Raw genomic sequence first — 18,030 nt, forward strand, 5'->3', positions numbered from 1 at the left:
TTTTTCTTTTTCTAGCAATATTTTTAATCCTGAGTCTCATTAGACAGCTCTGCCATTTCCGCTCCAGCAGGGTTGAAATCGGGTTCTTGCCCCTCCGCCACCATAACGGTCTCCGCAAAGGTCTTCTGGGATTTTATCCATTCATTATACTCTTCCTCGGTCTCCACAATGATCTTCATTTGCATATTGTAATGCGACTTACCACATATTTTGTTGCAAATGAGCACATAGTCAAATTCCCATGGATCGGAATTTGGTCTTCCTTCCGCAGCCCATTCCGCCCGAAGTGCATTGGTACGTTTCACTTTTTCCACGACATCCGGATTTTGCCGCATTTGTTCCGTTGTAGTAATCGGCGTAAACGAAAACTCTGTTGTCATTCCCGGTACACAATTCATTTGGGCCCGGAAATGTGGCATGTACGCCGAATGCAATACGTCTTGGGAGCGCATTTTAAAATTTACCTTCCTGCCTACGGGTAAGTGAAGTTCTTTTACGATAATATCGTCGGCGGCGTAGGAATCCGACTCATCCAATCCCAATACATTTGCCTTATCAATATCTATCATCCTAACATTGGCCCCGCCCAAAACATTATCTTCCCCGGCATATCGGGCCGTCCAATTGAATTGCTGGGCATAGAGTTCCACTATTAATGGATCGTCCTCATCATTGATGTCCATAATATTGGTCCACGTATATAAGCCCCATAATATGAGCCCTGCCAATACAATTACCGGGATTATGGTCCATATAAATTCCAAACGGTCATTATCCGCATAAAAAAGAGCTTTCTTACCTTTCTCCCCCCTATACTTATACCCGAAATAGTGAAGCAATGCCTGCGTAATGGTCTGTACAAAGAATATGATGATGAAGGACACCAACATTAGATAATCGTAACCGCCCCCATGTTCGGATGCGGCCTCCGGGAGCAATACCTTTGAGTATTTCCAAAAGCTAAAAATGGTAATGCCATAAATGAATATCAAAAACGCGAACAATAGGTAACCATTGTATTTGTTATCGGAATCATTGGCTATTTCCGAAGTATTTGTTTTGAGTTGGGCAAATTCGAACATCTTTGTCATCTGCCAAATTGCGATTGCCACGAGAACTAAAACAACTAAAACCAGTAATGTAGTCATTGTATGATTTGAAATTATTCTTTAAAATCCGTTAATAGTGAAAATGCCTACTTTCCTCAATAAATGGGTTTCGCTTTGGTTGTAAAGGAACCGTACCGAGAGCCCTGAAAACCCAAAATATGAAAAGTCCCGCAAAGAAAAGAATCGCCCCGATTTCGGGAATACCAATATACCATTGATCACCAACGGTAGCCGGCATGATCATATTGAATACGTCAATGTAATGTCCGGCTAGGATAACGATTCCGGCCATAATTACGAACCAATTAATTCGCTTATAATCACTATTCATTAAAATCAAGAAGGGAAACACAAAGTTCATCACTACCATTCCAAAGAAAGGCAATTTGTAATCCTCAATCCTTGAAACGAAATATGTAACCTCCTCGGGAATGTTGGAATACCAAATTAACATAAACTGTGAAAACCAGAGATAGGTCCAAAAAATACTGATTCCGAACATAAACTTGGCCAGGTCGTGGATATGGCTATCGTTCACATCTGGCAAGTAGTTCTTTGATTTCAAGTAAATGGTGACCATGGCAATGACCGTTATGCCCGATACGAACATACTGGCAAAAACATACCATCCAAACAAGGTACTGAACCAATGGGGATCCACGCTCATGATCCAATCCCAGGACATCATGGATTCCGAAACGAGGTAAAATACCAAAAATCCGGCGGAAATCTTAAAGTTCAATTTGAAGCTTGAATTGTCATTGGACTCATCCTGTTTAATGGATAATTTTCGGGAATATTCCCGATAAAGAATCCATCCGCCCAGGAATATCGCTGCCCTGACCAAAAAGAAAATCGGATTAAGATATCCTGCTTTTCCCAGTAACAATTTATCATGGGCCACCACCTCCGCATCCATCCAAACAAACAGATGGTTCATATGCATTACCGAAAGTACCAGAATAACAAAGACGATAATGCCGCCGGGTACCAGATAGGCAGTAATCCCCTCCATAACCCGGAACAACAATGGCGACCATCCTGCCTGCGAGGCGCGTTGAACCGCATAAAAGGCCAAAGTTCCCAAGGCGATCATAAAGAAAAAGAAAGCTGCTACATATAATGCCGCCCAAGGCTTATTTTGCAATTGGTGCAATAAGTGCTCATCATGGGAAGCATCATGTTCCCCATGGGAATCCGTGCCGGTATGTGCTTCTCCATGAGAACCTCCGTGACCATCGTCATGGCTGGCCACCATGGCCTTGGCTTCTTCCACGGATGTGGGCATGGTAAGAAAACCGTAGCCCAATCCCAAGGCTCCCACCACCATCAATACTATAGAAGCAATTTTTAATCTACTTGAAAAGGTGTACATATTGATCTATGTATTATTTTGTTAAGTCTTCCTTTAATTTCATTACATATTCCGAAACCTGCCACATCTCCGTGGTGTTCATTTGGGATGCATAGGATCCCATGGAATTTAAACCGTATTGGACGGTGTGAAAGGTGGTGCCCACCGTGATATTCCTTGCCGCATCGGCATAGCTGGGTACGCCCAATATCTTTTCCCGTTTCACCAAATTCCCCTGACCCTTGCCGTTTGCCCCATGGCATATGGCACAGTAGATATCATATAGTTCTTTTCCAACAGCCAGATTTTCCTCTCTTTGCAATGAATCCAAAGGACTTGATTGTAATCGCGCCAATTCCTTTCCTTCGAGTGTATTCTCAAACCCATAGGGCAACCAGCCCCTGGGTATCGTATTCTCCGGCGGTGCCAAAGCTTCCGTGCCTTTGGGCAAAAAATAGACCTCGTCATAGGTCTCATAGCCTACGGCCTCATACATATTGGGCATATATTGATAATTCGGAATCTTTTCATCCTGACAGGAAAAAAAGACCAAAACCCCGACCAATACTATTCCTATTTTACCAAAACTTTTCATATTCAATGACCGTTTTTATCTGCTATGCTTATCTCCACCGCACCGGTATCCAACAATAAATTACGCAATTCCTTTTCATTGTCATGGATTTCGATTTCCATCACAAAATGATCGTCCGTTGTTCTTACATCCGGATTTTCGGCTTTTTTAAATGGCCATAGCCTACTTCTCAGATAAAAGGTGATAACCATTAGGTGAGCTGCAAAAAATACGGTCAGCTCAAACATAATGGGGACGAATGCGGGCATATTCTCGATATAGCTAAAGCTCGGCTTTCCTCCAATATCCTGGGGCCAATCATCTATCATGATGTAATCCATCATTGCAATGGCCACGGCAAGCCCCAAACAACCATACATAAAGGATGTAATGGCAATCCGAGTCGGTGCCAGTCCCATAGCTTTATCCAAACCATGTACCGGAAAAGGACAATACACTTCCTCTATATGATGTTTGGCCTCTTTTATCCTTTTGACCGCATGCATCAACACATCATCATCATTATAGTAAGCATGTATAACTTTAGATGCCATATTATTTGTTGTTATTTAAACTTCTTGCTTGTCCGGCCCAATCATCCCGCTGTGCCCGTCCCGGGAAAGAACCTGTAATGGAGTCCAAAAGGTTATACTCCTTCTCAGTCATCTTACTCACTTGCGCAAAGGTGAATATCCCGATTTGGTTCAGGGTCTTTTCCATTTGTGGGCCAATTCCCTTGACCTTCTTTAAATCATCAGGCGTTTCCGTGTTTGCATCGAATGCCCCAATCGAGTCCAAAAGGGTTGAAACTTGACTTTTCTGTTCTTCTTCAGTCAATGATTTTTCCTCAACCACGCTCTCCTTGATTTCGGCAGTTTTGGTAATCTCATATAGTGGCTTTCCTGCTTCCCTAAGTTTTTTATAGCGTTCCCCGGAAGATTTTAATATGGTCTTCACCTCCGCCTGTGCTATTACAGGGAAAGTCCGGGCATAAAGTAGGAACAATACAAAAAAGAAGCCCAAAGTCCCGATGAATATGCCTATATCCACAAAAGTAGGGGAGAACATGGTCCATGAAGAGGGAAGGTAATCCCTATGAAGCGAGGTTACGATAATCACAAAGCGTTCGAACCACATTCCAATGTTCACCACGATGGAAATAAAGAACGAGAACATGATACTGGTCCGCAACTTTTTGAACCACATGAACTGTGGTGAAAATACGTTACAGGTCATCATGGCCCAATATGCCCACCAGTAAGGCCCCGTGGCCCTATTTAAAAAGGCGTACTGTTCATATTCCACACCGGAATACCAGGCCACAAAAAGCTCTGTAATATAAGCGCAGCCCACAATGGATCCCGTAATCATAATGATGATGTTCATCAGCTCAATATGCTGTACGGTTATGTATGCCTCCAGACGACAGACTTTGCGCATTATGATCAACAACGTATTTACCATGGCGAAGCCCGAGAAAACGGCACCGGCAACGAAGTAAGGTGGGAAAATCGTTGTATGCCATCCAGGAATCACGGACGTGGCAAAGTCAAATGATACGATAGTGTGTACGGAAAGTACCAAAGGGGTGGCCAAACCAGCCAGTACCAAGGAAACCTCCTCAAAGCGCTGCCAATCCTTGGCGCGCCCACTCCATCCAAAGCTCAATAAACTATATATTTTCTTTTGAAATGGCTTGACCGCACGATCGCGAATCATTGCAAAATCCGGCAAAAGGCCTGTCCACCAAAACACCAAAGACACGGAAAGGTAGGTTGAAATGGCGAAAACGTCCCATAGTAGGGGTGAATTGAAGTTCACCCAAAGTGAACCGAACTGATTGGGAATAGGCAGTACCCAATAACCCAACCAAGGACGACCCATGTGAATAATAGGGAATAATCCGGCTTGGATTACGGAAAAGATGGTCATGGCCTCCGCAGAACGGTTGATGGCCATTCTCCATTTTTGACGGAACAGTAACAATACGGCCGAAATCAACGTTCCCGCATGACCAATACCTACCCACCAAACAAAATTGGTGATGTCCCATGCCCAGTTAACGGTCTTGTTCAAACCCCAAGTACCGATACCTGTAGAAATAGTATAAATTATACACCCAACACCCCAAAGAAATGCCACCAAGGCAATGGTAAAGACAATCCACCATTGCTTATTGGCCCTTCCCTCGACCGGGGCGGCAATATCCACGGTTACATCGTGGTAGCCTTTGTCCCCAATTACTAAGGGCCTTCGTATAGGTGCTTCGTAATGCGACGCCATAGATTTCTATTATAGTTGTTTCTTATTGTATGGTTTAAGCTTCGTTGGTATTCCTAACCTTTACATGATAGAACACATTGGGTTTGGTCCCTACATGCTCCAACAGATGGTACATACGGTCACTTTTTGCCAATTCGGCAACCTGGCTCTCCTCGTCATTTACATCCCCAAATACGATTGCCCCTGTGCTACACGCCGATGAACATGCTGTCTGGAACTCTCCGTCCTTAATGGTACGTCCCTCGCGCTTCGCATCCAAAATGGTCTTCTGTGTTTTTTGGATACAAAGGGAGCACTTTTCTATAACACCCCTTGAACGTACATTTACATCCGGATTTAGAACCATCTTGCCCAAATCGTTGTTCATATAGTAATCAAACTCATCGTTGTTATTGTACAGGAACCAATTGAACCTTCTAACTTTATAGGGACAGTTATTGGCACAATAACGGGTACCGACACATCGGTTATAGGCCATTTGGTTCTGCCCTTGTCGACCGTGTGATGTGGCCGCAACAGGACAAACCGTCTCACAGGGCGCATGATTACAATGCTGGCACATTACAGGCTGAAAAGCCACCTGTGGATTGGTAGCCGGATGCTCCAATTCCCCAAAGCCTCCCAAGGAACCTCTTTCCCCAGAAAGACCGTCGAATTCATCTTTTTTGGTATTATCCTCCTCAAAAGTATCCTCTGAGGAATAGTATCTATCTATACGCAGCCAGTGCATATCCCTGGAAAGTCTTACTTCCTGTTTTCCGACCACAGGAACATTGTTCTCTGCATGACAAGCAATGACACAGGCACCACAACCGGTACAGGCATTCAAGTCTATGGACATATTGAAGTGATGCCCAATGGACCGATCAAAACTGTCCCAAAGGTCTACGGTTGTCGCAGGTACCTCTTGGTGGTTCAGGGATACCACGGGAACGTAATTCCATTCGGCGTGATCTTTGGTATTGAAAATTTCCAGGGTAGTTTCTTTGATGATATCACCCCTTCCCATCAATGTCTTATGCAACTGAACACAGGCAAATTCGTGCATTCCCAACGATTTTTCAATCGTTACCGACTGAATGGCATTGAAATTTTGGTACAATACATAGCCATTAACACCGGTCTGCATTTCGGATTTCATCCCTACTTTTCTACCGTAACCAAAAGAGAGTCCTACCGATCCGTTGGCTTGCCCGGGTTGCACAATAACGGGAACCTTATCAATAGATACCCCGTTTACCGTAAGCTTCACATAACTTCCGTCCATACCGCCGTTGGCCACATGTTCATTCACCAATCCCATTTGTTCGGCATCCGCTTTGGAAACGGTAACATAGTTATCCCAGGACACCCGGGTAATGGGGTCTGGGAATTCCTGTAACCATGGGTTATTGGCCTGTTGCCCATCTCCCATACCTATTTTGGAGTAGAGTGTCAGTTCCATACCTCCACCGCTGGTAGCATTCGATAAACTACGTACTGCAGAAGCTATGGGCGCAACAGACGAACCTGAAGTTGATTCTTCGGTCGTAGTTGCATCCGATGTTTCCTTATCTTGTTGACCCATAGTATTTTCCGGATCGACCATATCATCGGAAGTTACGAATACCCCATCGTGAAGAGCTTTGTTCCAATCGGCCCCGTTCAATACAAATGTCCCCCAAGTTTCCTTTATGTAATCATAAAAGCTAACGTCTCGGCCCATCCATGCCAATAGTGCGGTTTGAAATTGCCTGGTATCAAACAATTCCTTAATGGTGGGCTGTATAAGGCCATAATGGCCTTTTTTGATCTGCGCGTCCCCCCAAGACTCCAAAAAGTGGTTGGTAGCCGCCGTATATTGAGTAACCTCCGTTGTTTCGTTCCAATTGGTGGAGAATACAACGGACAGATCTACCTTTTCAATACCACTGGCAAAATCCGCCGCATTGGGTAAGGTGTACATGGGGTTTACCCCATCCATAATCAAGGCACCGACCTTCCCGGAGTTCATATCGGCAATCAATTCATTTACGGCCTTCGTACTTCCCTGTCTACTATATTTCGGGGACTTAGGATCAAATGCATTACTACCCAACATTTCATTTATGGCCAAAACAACGGACTGGGCATTTATATCATCAATACCCGTAACTACTACCGTATTGCCCGTATTCTTTTTAATCTGTGCCACTACGGCATCCAGTGCTTGTTCTGCATCCCCAATCTCACCGCTTACGGAGGTGCCATTTAATTTAGCATACAGCTTGGCCAGGGCAACTTTTTGTTGCATGGGCGTCAATGGAACGCGTTTATCAGCATTGGCACCGGTAAGGGACATATTGGCCTCAAACTGGATGTGCCTGGACATCTTCCCATTTTTTGGAATCCTTCCCTTGGCATAACCGCTATCGTATCCACCACCTTGCCAGTCGGCCAAGAAATCGGCCCCAAAGGAAACGATCAAATCCGCCTTTGAAAAATCATAGTCCGCCAAGGCGCGTTCCCCATATCGGTTCTCGAAAGCCGTAAGGGCGGCATCCTCGGAAATCGCGTCATAAATAACATGGTTCACATCGCCATACATTTCCTTAAACTCCTCCAAAAGCCTGGAAGTAGAAGGACTTGCATAGGTTTGTGTCAACAGGGCAATTTGCTTGCCGGAACCTTTTAAGCTACCCAACTTGGCCCTTACCCCGGCATCCAAAGCATCCCATTCCACAGGCTCCCCATTGGCCAAAGGGCCTTGCAATCTTGTACTGTCATATAGGGATAAAACCGAGGCCTGCACCCTTGCGTTCGCGCTTCCACCTACTTTGGCATCCGTATTGTTCTCAACCTTAATCGGTCTACCTTCCCTTGTCTTTATCAGAATACTCGCAAAATCAAAACCGTTGGCGATCGTAGTCGCATAATAGTTGGCCACGCCCGGAACAATATTTTCCGGTTGCACAACATAAGGAATGGATTTACGGACAGGGCCCTGACAGGCCGCTAGGGAAGCCGCAGCGGTACTGAAACCCACATACTTTAGGAAATCCCTTCGATTGGTGTTAGTCGCGGAAAGGTTTTCCTTATCGCCCAAGAAATCATCAACAGGAATCTCTTCTACAAACTCGTTCTGCCTCAGCGTCTCAACAATGGAATCGTTAGGATTTAACTCCGCTTCGCTTTTCCAATATTTTTTGTTTGATGCCATACGATATCTCTGTAATTAGCTGCTTTAGTTTTGATCAATAGTGACATTTTCCACATTCCAAACCGCCCATCTGGGCCGCTGTAAGTTGGTCTACGCCATATTTTTTGGAAAGTTCCGCGTGGATTTTTGTATAGTATTCGTTACCCTCGACCTTTACATTGGTCTCCCTATGACATTCCACGCACCAACCCATGGTCAAAGGAGAGTATTGGTACATAATTTCCATTTCCTCCACGGGGCCATGACATGTCTGGCATTCTATACCTGCTACGGAAACGTGCTGGGAATGATTGAAGTAAGCAAAGTCCGGAAGGTTATGGATGCGCACCCATTCAACAGGTTGACTTTCTCCGGTATACCTTTGGTTCTCTTCGTCCCAACCCACGGCTTTATACAATTTCTTAATTTCCCCGGTATAAAACTCATTAGTATATCCATTGGCCAAATCCTCTTGGGTAGGCCCTTCCGGATTCCCCTTGTATTCGTAAATGGATTTATGACAATTCATACAGACGTTCAGGGATGGGATTCCGGAATGTTTGGAAACCCTAGCCGAAGAGTGGCAGTACTTGCATTCTATTTTATTATCGCCCGCATGTATTTTGTGTGAATAGTGAATGGGTTGGATAGGCGCATATCCTTGATCTACACCCACTTGCATCATCCAGCCATAAGCGAAATAAGCACTCCCCAGCAACAGGAAAATCGCGGTGACCAAGACCAAAAACTGATTTTGTGCAAATGCTTTCCAGATAGGAGTTCTTTTTTCCGCCTTTTCTTTTTCCAGAACAACGCCATTGGCCTCCGCAATTCGTCTCAGTGTACTATTGACCAAGAAGAGCATCAAAACCAAAAGCCCAAAGATTACGGCCAAGGCACCCAATAGGGTCTCATTGGAAATTCCGGAAGACGCGGCCGAATCAGTAGCATCAGTCGCTGTAGCTGCCGCCGCAGGCGCGGCCGCCGGTGGCGGTGCCGCGGTATACGCCAAAATATCGTCGATATCTTGGTCGCTCAAAGTCGGGAAAGCGGTCATGGCCGCCTGATTATATTCATTATAGATTTTGACCGAGTAGGCGTCGCCTGACTTTATCATTCCAGGGCTGTTCTTTATCCAAGCATACAACCATTCCTTGTCCAGGCCTTCCTCTTCCGCCAGCCTACTTTCAACATTGGCCAAGGCCGGTCCGGTCATTTTTCGGTTCAAGGCATGGCAGGCCGCACAATTTTGATTGAACAGGGATTTCCCCTTTACGGGATCTCCGGAAGAGGCATCGGCCGCACCTTCTTCCGCTGCAACTTCAGCACTTTCGGCAGCCGTTTCTTCCTGACTATGGAGTGAGACGGAAAAGAGAAGGAAAATAATGAGACTAACACCTAAAACTTTAGAAATTCGATTACGGTATGGAACCTTTTTCATATGGTAACTATTTCTTTCGAAATCTTGGCACGATAATTAGTATATATGGGATGTTAGGTCGTATTACGGTGCCTCAAATTGAAGGCAAAAATACGACATTGACTTTACTTTGAAAATGTTAATGGATTTATAATTATTAATTTATAATTGTTCTAAATAAAGGAAAAATTCAAGCACTAAAACATAAAGAATTACTTTTGTATAACTCTAGAAACAAACTATGGACTTCATCTTAAAAACGCCGCTATCATTGATTGTTCTGATTTTTGGAATTCATCTTTCCTATGCCCAGCAGGGAAAAATAACCATTGAACAAGATAAAAATATAGATGCCTTGTTGGACATTTACAAATCGGCCAAGGAGAGCACCGAACATTATAGAATTCAAGTGGGTTTTGGTTCCTTTGACCAAGCTCAGGAAATACAAATGGAGGTAGAGGAGGATTTCCCCGAGCTGCCGTCAAAAATAGATTTCGATTCACCCACCTATAGGGTCAGGGTCGGAAAATTCAAGGACAAGTTGGAAGCGGAACGAAAGTTTCTGGAAGTACGGGAAAAATACCCCAATGCCATGTTATTAAAACCCAAAAAATCGACCTAATGGGTCGATTTTTTGTTTCTATCAATTTTTTGTCGGCTTATAACTTTTTCTTCACGGCCACCTCTTGGAATGCCTCAACGATATCGCTCTCCTTAACATCATTATAGTTCTTGATCTGGAGACCGCAATCATATCCTTTGGCCACTTCCTTGACATCGTCCTTGAATCGTTTTAGCGATGCCAATTCCCCAGTATAGATAACAACACCATCGCGGATAAGGCGAATGCTGGAATTTCGGAATATTTTTCCACTTGTAACCATACATCCCGCAATGGTACCCACCTTGGAAATTTTAAAGGTTTCCCTAATTTCAGCCGTACCCGTAATTTCTTCCTTTATCTCCGGAGAAAGCATTCCCTCCATGGCATCCTTAAGATCATTGATGGCATCATAGATAATGGAATACATACGGATATCGATCTCTTCTTTTTCCGCAATTTCCCTGGCATTCCCCATGGGCCTCACGTTAAAGCCAATGATTATAGCATCCGAGGCAGAAGCCAGAAGTACATCGGATTCGGTTATGGCACCTACCCCTTTGTGGATGATATTTACCTGAATTTCATCCGTAGAGAGTTTTTGGAAAGAGTCTACCAATGCCTCGACCGAACCATCGACGTCTCCTTTGAGGATAATATTCAATTCCTTGAAATCGCCAAGGGCAATTCTCCTTCCGATTTCATCCAAGGTAATATGACGCTGGGTCCTAACGGATTGCTCCCGTAGCAATTGAGATCTTTTGGTCGCGATCTGTTTGGCCTCACGCTCATCCTCCATAACATTGAATTTATCCCCTGCCTGCGGTGCTCCGTCCAATCCGAGTATTGAAATAGGCGTAGCCGGACCTGCCTTTTTTACTTCCTTACCTCGCTCATCGTACATGGCCTTGACTTTCCCGCTATGGGTGCCCGCCAATACATAATCCCCTATCTGCAAGGTACCGGCCTGTACCAAAATGGTGGATACATATCCACGTCCCTTGTCCAAAAAGGCCTCTACAACGGTACCCGAGGCATTTTTATCGGGGTTGGCCTTCAATTCCAATAATTCGGCTTCCAGCAAAACCTTTTCCAACAGTTCATTTACCCCATCCCCCGTTTTGGCCGAAATATCATGGGATTGTATTTTTCCACCCCAATCTTCTACCAAAAGGTTCATATTGGCCAGCCCTTCCTTGATCTTGTCCGGATTGGCCGTTGGCCTATCTATCTTGTTGATAGCAAATACCAACGGTACCCCGGCAGCTTGGGCATGACTAATGGCCTCCTTGGTCTGAGGCATGATATCATCATCCGCCGCTATTACAATTACCGCAATATCCGTAACCTGGGCCCCACGCGCACGCATCGCCGTAAAGGCCTCATGACCCGGTGTATCCAAAAAGGTAATTTTTTGGCCACTGTCCAAGGACACTCCATAAGCTCCAATATGTTGGGTAATGCCGCCACTTTCTCCCGCAATTACATTGGCCTCGCGTACATAATCCAGTAAAGATGTCTTCCCGTGATCCACATGGCCCATTACCGTAACGATAGGAGCCCTTGGTTTCAAATCCTCCGGTGCGTCCTGTTCTTCCTCTATGGCTTCCTCTATTTCAGCCGTAACAAATTCCACTTCGTAACCAAATTCTTCGGCTACTATGGAAAGGGTCTCGGCATCCAAACGTTGGTTCATGGTAACCATGATTCCCAACGACATACAGGCCGAAATAATTTCGGTGGTGGAAACACCCATCATAGTGGCAACTTCACTGGCCGTAACAAATTCTGTTACTTTTAGGATTTTGCTTTCCAGTTCTTGCTGCTCAAGATCTTTTTCCGTTTGTTGACGGTGTTGATCTCGTTTGTCCCTACGATATTTGGCGCCTTTGCCTTTTTTGGATTTCCCTTGAAGCTTTTCCAAGGTTTCCCGTACCTGTTTTTGTACATCCTCCTCGGAGGGCTCCACCTTGTTTGCGGACACAAACCGTTTTGCATCCTTTCTTCCACCGGGTCCCCTACCGCGCGATACCGTTCCCTTGTTGGCATCACCTGTATTGCTTACGATCCGCTTTCTCCTTTTTTTCCTATCTCCCCCGGCATCGGTGCTCTTCGGCTCCTCCTTCTTTTTCTTTGGCTTTTGGAATTTGGTAAGGTCTATTTTATCTCCGGTTATTTTTGGGCCGGAAAGTTTTTGGTATTGTGTCGCTATCTTTTCATTTTCCTTTTCAGCCTCCTTTGGTTCGGTGGTCTGTACAGGTTTTTCCTCCGGAGCTACTGGGGCTACCGGAGTTTCTTTTGCCTTAGGTTCCGGAACTTTGGTAGTCTCTTCTGTCTTTTTAGGAGTAGCCGGAGCTTTTTTCTTTGGGCTTAAATCAATCTTTCCAACGGTCTTTGGACCAGAAAGCTCTGCCCTGGCCTTAATAACGTTATCCGAAGATGCAGCAGCCCTTCTTTCCCTGGCAAGTCGTCTTTCCTCCTGTTCTTGCTCCAATTGCAGTCTTATGGCCTCTTTTTCCTTTCTTTTCTCCTCCCCTACTTCCTTGGACGCAACCTTTTTGCTCATATCCGTCTGGAACTCGTCCAAAAGCACTTGATGTATCTCATTGGATATTTTAGTAGTAGGACGGGCATCCACCTGATGCCCTTTGGATGTTAAAAAATCCACCGCCCTATCCAATGAAATATTAAGCTCCCTGAGAACCTTATTGAGCCTTATGTTTGCATTGTCTGCCATAAATACTATTCCTATTTCCTTAAAACGTTGCTAATATATAGCTAATCTTCCAATTCTTCCTTGAGTATTCGCACAACTTCGTAAATGGTCTCTTCCTCCAGATCGGTTCTTTTCACAAGGTCGTCCACATCTTGTTCCAGTACGCTTCTGGCCGTATCCATTCCTATTTTCTTGAATTCCTCAATAATCCATGCATCTATTTCATCGGAAAACTCGGTAAGTTCCACGTCTTCCTCTACTCCTTCACGGAACACATCGATCTCATAACCGGTCAACTGGCCCGCCAGACGGATATTATGTCCGCCGCGGCCAATGGCCTTGGATACTTCCTCCGGTCTTAAATACACCTGTGCCGCCATTTTTTCATCATCGAGCTTTACCGAGGTGACGCGGGCCGGGCTCAAAGATCTTGTAACCATAAGCTGCGGATTGTTCGTCCAATTGATTACATCTATGTTTTCGTTACCCAATTCCCTAACGATGCCATGTATCCGAGATCCTTTCATTCCGACACATGCTCCCACGGGATCAATACGATCGTCATAGGAATCAACGGCCACCTTGGCTTTTTCCCCGGGAATCCGAACCGCCTTTTTAATGGTAATAAGACCGTCGAAAACTTCTGGGATTTCTTGAAAGAACAACTGCTCCAAAAAACGTGGCGAGGTCCTAGACATTATAATGGTAGGCTTGCTCCCCTTAAGTTCCACGCTTTCGATAATTCCTCGGACATTGTCGCCCTTACGGAAAAAGTCCGAAGGAATCTGACGATCTTTGGGCAGGATAATCTCGTTGCCCTCATCGTCCAAAAGGATAATGGCCTTGTGACGTATATGATGCACCTCAGCGGTATATATTTCACCCTCCAAATCCTTGAACTGCTTGTATATGGTAGTGTTATCATGCTCGTGGATCTTTGAGATGAGATTTTGACGCAATGCCAAAATGGCCCTTCTTCCCAAATCTATAAGTTTAACCTCTTCGGAAACATCCTCGCCAACTTCAAAATCGGGTTCTATTTTTCGCGCCTCGGAAATGGATATTTCCTCGTTGGGATCCTCAACCTCGCCATCCTCGACCACTATCCGGTTTCTCCAGATTTCCAAGTCCCCCTTGTCCGGATTTATAATAATATCAAAGTTATCGTCGGAACCAAATTTTTTCTTTAGGGCGTTCCTAAAAACATCCTCCAAAATCGCCATCAACGTTACCCTGTCTATGAATTTATCGTCCTTAAACTCCGAAAAGGATTCTATTAACGCAATGTTTTCCATTTTTGACTACACTTAAAATTTTAATATAACTTTTGCTTCCTCTATTTCCGAAAAATCAATTTCCTTTTTTTTCTGGACCGTAATCTTACCCTTTCCTATCGGTTTGGGCTCACGGGCCTTCCATGTCAAAACAATACCATTTTCCAAGGTTTCGACAAGGTTTCCTTCATAGGTATCCTCCTGGGTCCTTACCTTTAATTTCCTCCCTATATTTTTTTTATACTGCCTTGGCATACGTATGGGCGATGCGGCCCCGGAAGAGGTCACTTCCAAGGAAAAATCCTCCTCATCCCGATCCAGACTGTGTTCTATGGCCCTACTCACCTTCATGCAATCCTGTAGAGAAACCCCTTGATCTCCATCGATTACCACCTTGATCATGTTGTCCGGTGAGATGGAGCAATCAATCAAAAAAAGGGACTCATCCTTTTCCAGGACATTTTTTAAAAGCAACGCTACTTTTTCCTTCAACATCTTGCCACTACTTTTCCATAGACCCCGCCTTTCAAAGGGGTTCGCTTCAACCGGTAGTTTTAGTTCAGGGGTCAAGAACCTCTTTAAACCAAAGTTTCAGCAATAAAAAAGAGGACTTATTGTCCCCTCATGAATACATTCTATATCCGTTCAGTGGTGCAAATATACAAATTTTTCCGACTTTCCATATTACGACCAAAAAGTAGTTCTTGATTAAAACTAACAAGGCAGACATGAATTGAAAATTATACCCTACTTTAGGGAAATAGACCAAAACAACCTATATCCAATGGACGTATTTTCATCCTACAACCTCATTATCGAGGCATCGGTCATCCTAATTTTATCGTTCTTGTTCAATGGTATTGCCAAACGTACCAACATACCTTCGGTATTATTGTTAATCTTATTGGGGGTAGTTCTACAATTTGTCCTAAAGTATATGACCTCCGAGGAAGTAGATTTTTTTCCGGCCCTTGAGGTACTGGGCATTATTGGACTCATTATGATCGTTCTGGAAGCTGCCCTGGAATTGGAATTGAAAAGGGAAAAACTGGTACCTATACTCAAGTCCATGGCCATTGCCCTTGTTGGTCTTTTGGGGTCTGCATGGGTTGCGGCTTTGATACTTTTTCAGTTCGTGCCCGAGATGTCCATGCAATCCGCCTGGCTATACGCAACGCCTTTGTCCATACTTTCCAGTGCCATCATCATTCCCAGTGTCAGCGGATTGGCGGAACATAAAAAGGAATTCCATATTTACGAAAGCACTTTCTCGGACATTATGGGTATTATGATGTTCTATTTTTTGGTAGGCGGGCTGAATCCTGCCGAAGATTCGGGAGCTGTGGGTTTTGCGGTGAATATTGTACTTACCATAGTCCTTTCCTTGGTTGCCAGCTATGCCATTATTCTAATATTTCAACAAATAAAGAGTCAGGCCAAATTGTTTTTATTGATAGCTGTGCTCCTATTGCTCTATGCCATAGGTAAGCAATTGCATCTTTCCTCACTATTGATTATTCTGATATTTGGTTTGGTAATCGCCAATATGAAGCTGTTTTTTGGAGGCAAGTTGGCCCATTTTTTGGAATATGAAAAGGCACATCGTATCTATCATGAACTCCATATCGTAACCTTGGAAACCGCCTTTGTGGTACGTACTTTTTTCTTTGTGATTTTTGGGTTGACCATTGCCATTGCCTCGCTTTTTAGTTTGAGCGTGGCCTTGATAAGCCTTCTCATTATTGTCTCCATTTATGGGATCCGGTTTGTAATCTTACGAACCTTTGTGGGAAGCGACATCCTGCCCCAGTTGTTTATTGCTCCCCGCGGATTGATTACCGTACTGCTGTTTTTTGCCATTCCCGTGGAAGCTCAAGTTGCTGATTTTGAACCCGGTATTTTATTGTTCGTAATCATTGGCACCAGCCTAATCATGACCTGGGCCATGATCAAGGATAAAAAAAAGATGAAGACCCTATTGAATCAAATTGATGAGGAGTATGCGGCGAAGGATGGGGAAGTATCCGTGCCGGAGACCGGAGAGAGCCAAGAAATCTTGGGAGAAAAGCCTGAAATTTGAAATAGACGAATATCAATCACAACGATACTATACTCGTTGAAGACTTAAGAAATAAACACTTTGGAGTACCGGAAAATCTATTCGCTGGATGATAACGAAGTGGCAAGGGTACTTCCAGCATGCTGAACTTTGGCATTCTTTTGCTCAAGTTCATTAAGACTGTCCACCTCACGTCTAAATTTCAAAATCATAAGGGTGTCCAACTGTAGGGCAATGCTATCCCTCATTCGCTTCCAATTTCTGGAATTCATTTTTTTGTTGTACTCGGTAATCTTATTGAAACGGGAAAGGTTGTAACGATTTGCCTTCCAAGCATGCGCAGTACTTTTACGGTGCTCCAAATCCTGCAAATAGATTCCTATGCCAAAGCCTAGAATGACCAAGACAAGAATAACCTTTAAGTTTTTTACGGTTAACTTCATCTGCAATAGCTAAAATGTGCATTAAAATTGTGGGGCGCTGAATTGGAACGGCTCTTGTTTCCCATCCCAATTCCCGAACAATATACAAATTATAGGAAATCCATTACCGAAATATGTACAATCTGTTATTTTCTTTGGATGAATGGTACTTTTATGCCAAAAGTAGATGAATACGTACTTCGCTCTCTTCCGAGCCGAGATCCCTTCCAAACTAAAAAAATTCACGGTATGCCAAGTCTCCCAAATCCTATCCATCTACCAATTTAAGGGTCTTTATGGGCCTATTCCAATATGTATCGAAAAGCGGAATACAGGCGTATTGGGTGAAATCCATATTCATTGGCATTGCTTTATTTAGTGATCTTCCAAAGTATCATCCTCCAATTCCATACTTTTTATGGCCAATCTTCTTTCGATTAGACCAAAAACATCGTATTGCCTATCTATTAAAAAGATGAGTGTATCCGACTTAAAATAGCGCCAATCCGTTATATCGCCATTGGCGATGGCCCATAAATCGGCGGCCAATACATTTGTTGAAAAAAAGGCACTTTCCACTCCTACTTTTTCCAATCCCTTAAGCCGGTGCTTCAGCATGTTCAAAGGTTTCAGGATCGGCTTAAAATCAAAGTATTCATTGCTATACCCTATTTCACCGAACCATATTGTGGTCGTTGATTTTGAAAAGTGAATTCCGGTAAACTCCTTTTCCTCTTCTATGCGATCACCTTCCCTATGAATAACAAACTTTAGCCTTGTGCCCACATAATATTTAAGTTCGTTCATTTTCGGACAATCATTTTGTCTTTAACTCTGGACATTATCGTTAATCCTCTTTTTATCCTCGAAAAACAGATTATCCAAATCGCCATTATAAAAACTAGAATGCTGCCGACCACGAGAACCATCACTACTATTTGATCTTCCATAGACATCTTATTCAATACCACGCTCAAATAGAGCCTTGATATTACATATAAATGCTTAGACACCTGTTTTTGGATTACGTAACCCCTAAAATGTAAACAGGTGTTTCCCAG

Annotated in this window: 14 protein-coding genes; 2 read left to right on the forward strand and 12 right to left on the reverse strand. The window is 43.9% G+C overall.

Going from position 1 to position 18,030, the window contains the following annotated elements:
- Nucleotides 1-23: 23 nt before the first annotated feature.
- Genes ACO06Y_RS24810 through ACO06Y_RS24840 form a run of 7 tightly spaced genes read right to left on the reverse strand, consistent with a single transcriptional unit; the run spans nt 24 to nt 9,918 of the window.
- Nucleotides 24-1,148: a cytochrome c oxidase subunit II gene (locus ACO06Y_RS24810; RefSeq protein ID WP_422081754.1), complete on the reverse strand. Its 1,125-nt coding sequence runs from the start codon at nt 1,146-1,148 to the stop codon at nt 24-26.
- 31 nt (nt 1,149-1,179) lie between these two features.
- Complete coding sequence (locus ACO06Y_RS24815; protein ID WP_422081755.1) at nt 1,180-2,484, reverse strand: quinol:cytochrome C oxidoreductase; 1,305 nt, start codon at nt 2,482-2,484, stop codon at nt 1,180-1,182.
- A gap of 13 nt (nt 2,485-2,497) precedes the next feature.
- Nucleotides 2,498-3,058: a c-type cytochrome gene (locus ACO06Y_RS24820; RefSeq protein WP_422081756.1), complete on the reverse strand. Its 561-nt coding sequence runs from the start codon at nt 3,056-3,058 to the stop codon at nt 2,498-2,500.
- Nucleotides 3,059-3,060: 2 nt separating this feature from the next.
- Entirely contained in the window at nt 3,061-3,591 is a 531-nt protein-coding gene (locus ACO06Y_RS24825) for a DUF3341 domain-containing protein (protein ID WP_422081757.1), read from the reverse strand.
- A 1-nt stretch (nt 3,592) separates the two neighbouring features.
- Entirely contained in the window at nt 3,593-5,320 is a 1,728-nt protein-coding gene (gene nrfD, locus ACO06Y_RS24830; protein WP_422081758.1) for an NrfD/PsrC family molybdoenzyme membrane anchor subunit, read from the reverse strand.
- Nucleotides 5,321-5,354: 34 nt separating this feature from the next.
- The gene (locus ACO06Y_RS24835; RefSeq protein ID WP_422081759.1) at nt 5,355-8,498 is read right to left on the reverse strand and encodes a TAT-variant-translocated molybdopterin oxidoreductase; all 3,144 of its coding nucleotides are present in this window, start codon (nt 8,496-8,498) and stop codon (nt 5,355-5,357) included.
- A gap of 34 nt (nt 8,499-8,532) precedes the next feature.
- The gene (locus ACO06Y_RS24840) at nt 8,533-9,918 is read right to left on the reverse strand and encodes a c-type cytochrome (protein ID WP_422081760.1); all 1,386 of its coding nucleotides are present in this window, start codon (nt 9,916-9,918) and stop codon (nt 8,533-8,535) included.
- A 220-nt stretch (nt 9,919-10,138) separates the two neighbouring features.
- Between ACO06Y_RS24840 and ACO06Y_RS24845 the strand changes: the two genes are divergently transcribed.
- Nucleotides 10,139-10,519, forward strand: a complete 381-nt coding sequence (locus ACO06Y_RS24845) for an SPOR domain-containing protein (protein ID WP_422081761.1) — start codon at nt 10,139-10,141, stop codon at nt 10,517-10,519.
- Between the two features lie 37 nt (nt 10,520-10,556).
- Here ACO06Y_RS24845 and infB read toward each other — a convergent pair whose 3' ends face one another.
- The 3 genes from infB to rimP are packed head-to-tail and all read right to left on the reverse strand — an operon-like array spanning nt 10,557 to nt 14,983.
- Complete coding sequence (infB, locus tag ACO06Y_RS24850; RefSeq protein ID WP_422081762.1) at nt 10,557-13,235, reverse strand: translation initiation factor IF-2; 2,679 nt, start codon at nt 13,233-13,235, stop codon at nt 10,557-10,559.
- A 41-nt stretch (nt 13,236-13,276) separates the two neighbouring features.
- Entirely contained in the window at nt 13,277-14,509 is a 1,233-nt protein-coding gene (gene nusA, locus ACO06Y_RS24855) for a transcription termination factor NusA (RefSeq protein ID WP_120712316.1), read from the reverse strand.
- Nucleotides 14,510-14,521: 12 nt separating this feature from the next.
- A complete protein-coding gene (gene rimP, locus ACO06Y_RS24860; protein WP_422081763.1) occupies nt 14,522-14,983 on the reverse strand; it encodes a ribosome assembly cofactor RimP in 462 nt (153 codons plus the stop codon).
- Nucleotides 14,984-15,272: 289 nt separating this feature from the next.
- On the opposite strand from rimP, the gene ACO06Y_RS24865 reads away from it, so the two are divergent.
- Nucleotides 15,273-16,568 (forward strand): cation:proton antiporter, encoded by a 1,296-nt coding sequence (locus ACO06Y_RS24865; protein ID WP_422081764.1) that lies wholly within the window; start codon nt 15,273-15,275, stop codon nt 16,566-16,568.
- A 77-nt stretch (nt 16,569-16,645) separates the two neighbouring features.
- On the opposite strand, the gene ACO06Y_RS24870 is transcribed toward ACO06Y_RS24865, so the two are convergent.
- Nucleotides 16,646-16,990, reverse strand: coding sequence for a hypothetical protein (locus ACO06Y_RS24870; RefSeq protein WP_422081765.1), 345 nt, complete (start codon nt 16,988-16,990; stop codon nt 16,646-16,648).
- A 354-nt stretch (nt 16,991-17,344) separates the two neighbouring features.
- Nucleotides 17,345-17,776 (reverse strand): hypothetical protein, encoded by a 432-nt coding sequence (locus ACO06Y_RS24875; RefSeq protein WP_422081766.1) that lies wholly within the window; start codon nt 17,774-17,776, stop codon nt 17,345-17,347.
- Nucleotides 17,777-18,030 lie beyond the last annotated feature (254 nt).

The sequence above is a fragment of the Ulvibacterium sp. genome (assembly GCF_965228935.1).
Taxonomy (GTDB): Bacteria; Bacteroidota; Bacteroidia; order Flavobacteriales; family Flavobacteriaceae; genus Ulvibacterium.

Excerpts from the sequence above, each read along its gene's own strand:
- rimP (WP_422081763.1), bottom strand. The coding sequence starts at position 14,983 with ATGTTGAAGGAAAAAGTAGCGTTGCTTTTAAAAAATGTCCTGGAAAAG.
- ACO06Y_RS24840 (WP_422081760.1), bottom strand. The coding sequence starts at position 9,918 with ATGAAAAAGGTTCCATACCGTAATCGAATTTCTAAAGTTTTAGGTGTT.
- ACO06Y_RS24825 (WP_422081757.1), bottom strand. The coding sequence starts at position 3,591 with ATGGCATCTAAAGTTATACATGCTTACTATAATGATGATGATGTGTTG.
- ACO06Y_RS24875 (WP_422081766.1), bottom strand. The coding sequence starts at position 17,776 with ATGAACGAACTTAAATATTATGTGGGCACAAGGCTAAAGTTTGTTATT.
- ACO06Y_RS24835 (WP_422081759.1), bottom strand. The coding sequence starts at position 8,498 with ATGGCATCAAACAAAAAATATTGGAAAAGCGAAGCGGAGTTAAATCCT.
- ACO06Y_RS24810 (WP_422081754.1), bottom strand. The coding sequence starts at position 1,148 with ATGACTACATTACTGGTTTTAGTTGTTTTAGTTCTCGTGGCAATCGCA.
- ACO06Y_RS24820 (WP_422081756.1), bottom strand. The coding sequence starts at position 3,058 with ATGAAAAGTTTTGGTAAAATAGGAATAGTATTGGTCGGGGTTTTGGTC.
- ACO06Y_RS24865 (WP_422081764.1), top strand. The coding sequence starts at position 15,273 with ATGGACGTATTTTCATCCTACAACCTCATTATCGAGGCATCGGTCATC.
- nrfD (WP_422081758.1), bottom strand. The coding sequence starts at position 5,320 with ATGGCGTCGCATTACGAAGCACCTATACGAAGGCCCTTAGTAATTGGG.
- ACO06Y_RS24815 (WP_422081755.1), bottom strand. The coding sequence starts at position 2,484 with ATGTACACCTTTTCAAGTAGATTAAAAATTGCTTCTATAGTATTGATG.
- infB (WP_422081762.1), bottom strand. The coding sequence starts at position 13,235 with ATGGCAGACAATGCAAACATAAGGCTCAATAAGGTTCTCAGGGAGCTT.
- ACO06Y_RS24870 (WP_422081765.1), bottom strand. The coding sequence starts at position 16,990 with ATGAAGTTAACCGTAAAAAACTTAAAGGTTATTCTTGTCTTGGTCATT.
- ACO06Y_RS24845 (WP_422081761.1), top strand. The coding sequence starts at position 10,139 with ATGGACTTCATCTTAAAAACGCCGCTATCATTGATTGTTCTGATTTTT.
- nusA (WP_120712316.1), bottom strand. The coding sequence starts at position 14,509 with ATGGAAAACATTGCGTTAATAGAATCCTTTTCGGAGTTTAAGGACGAT.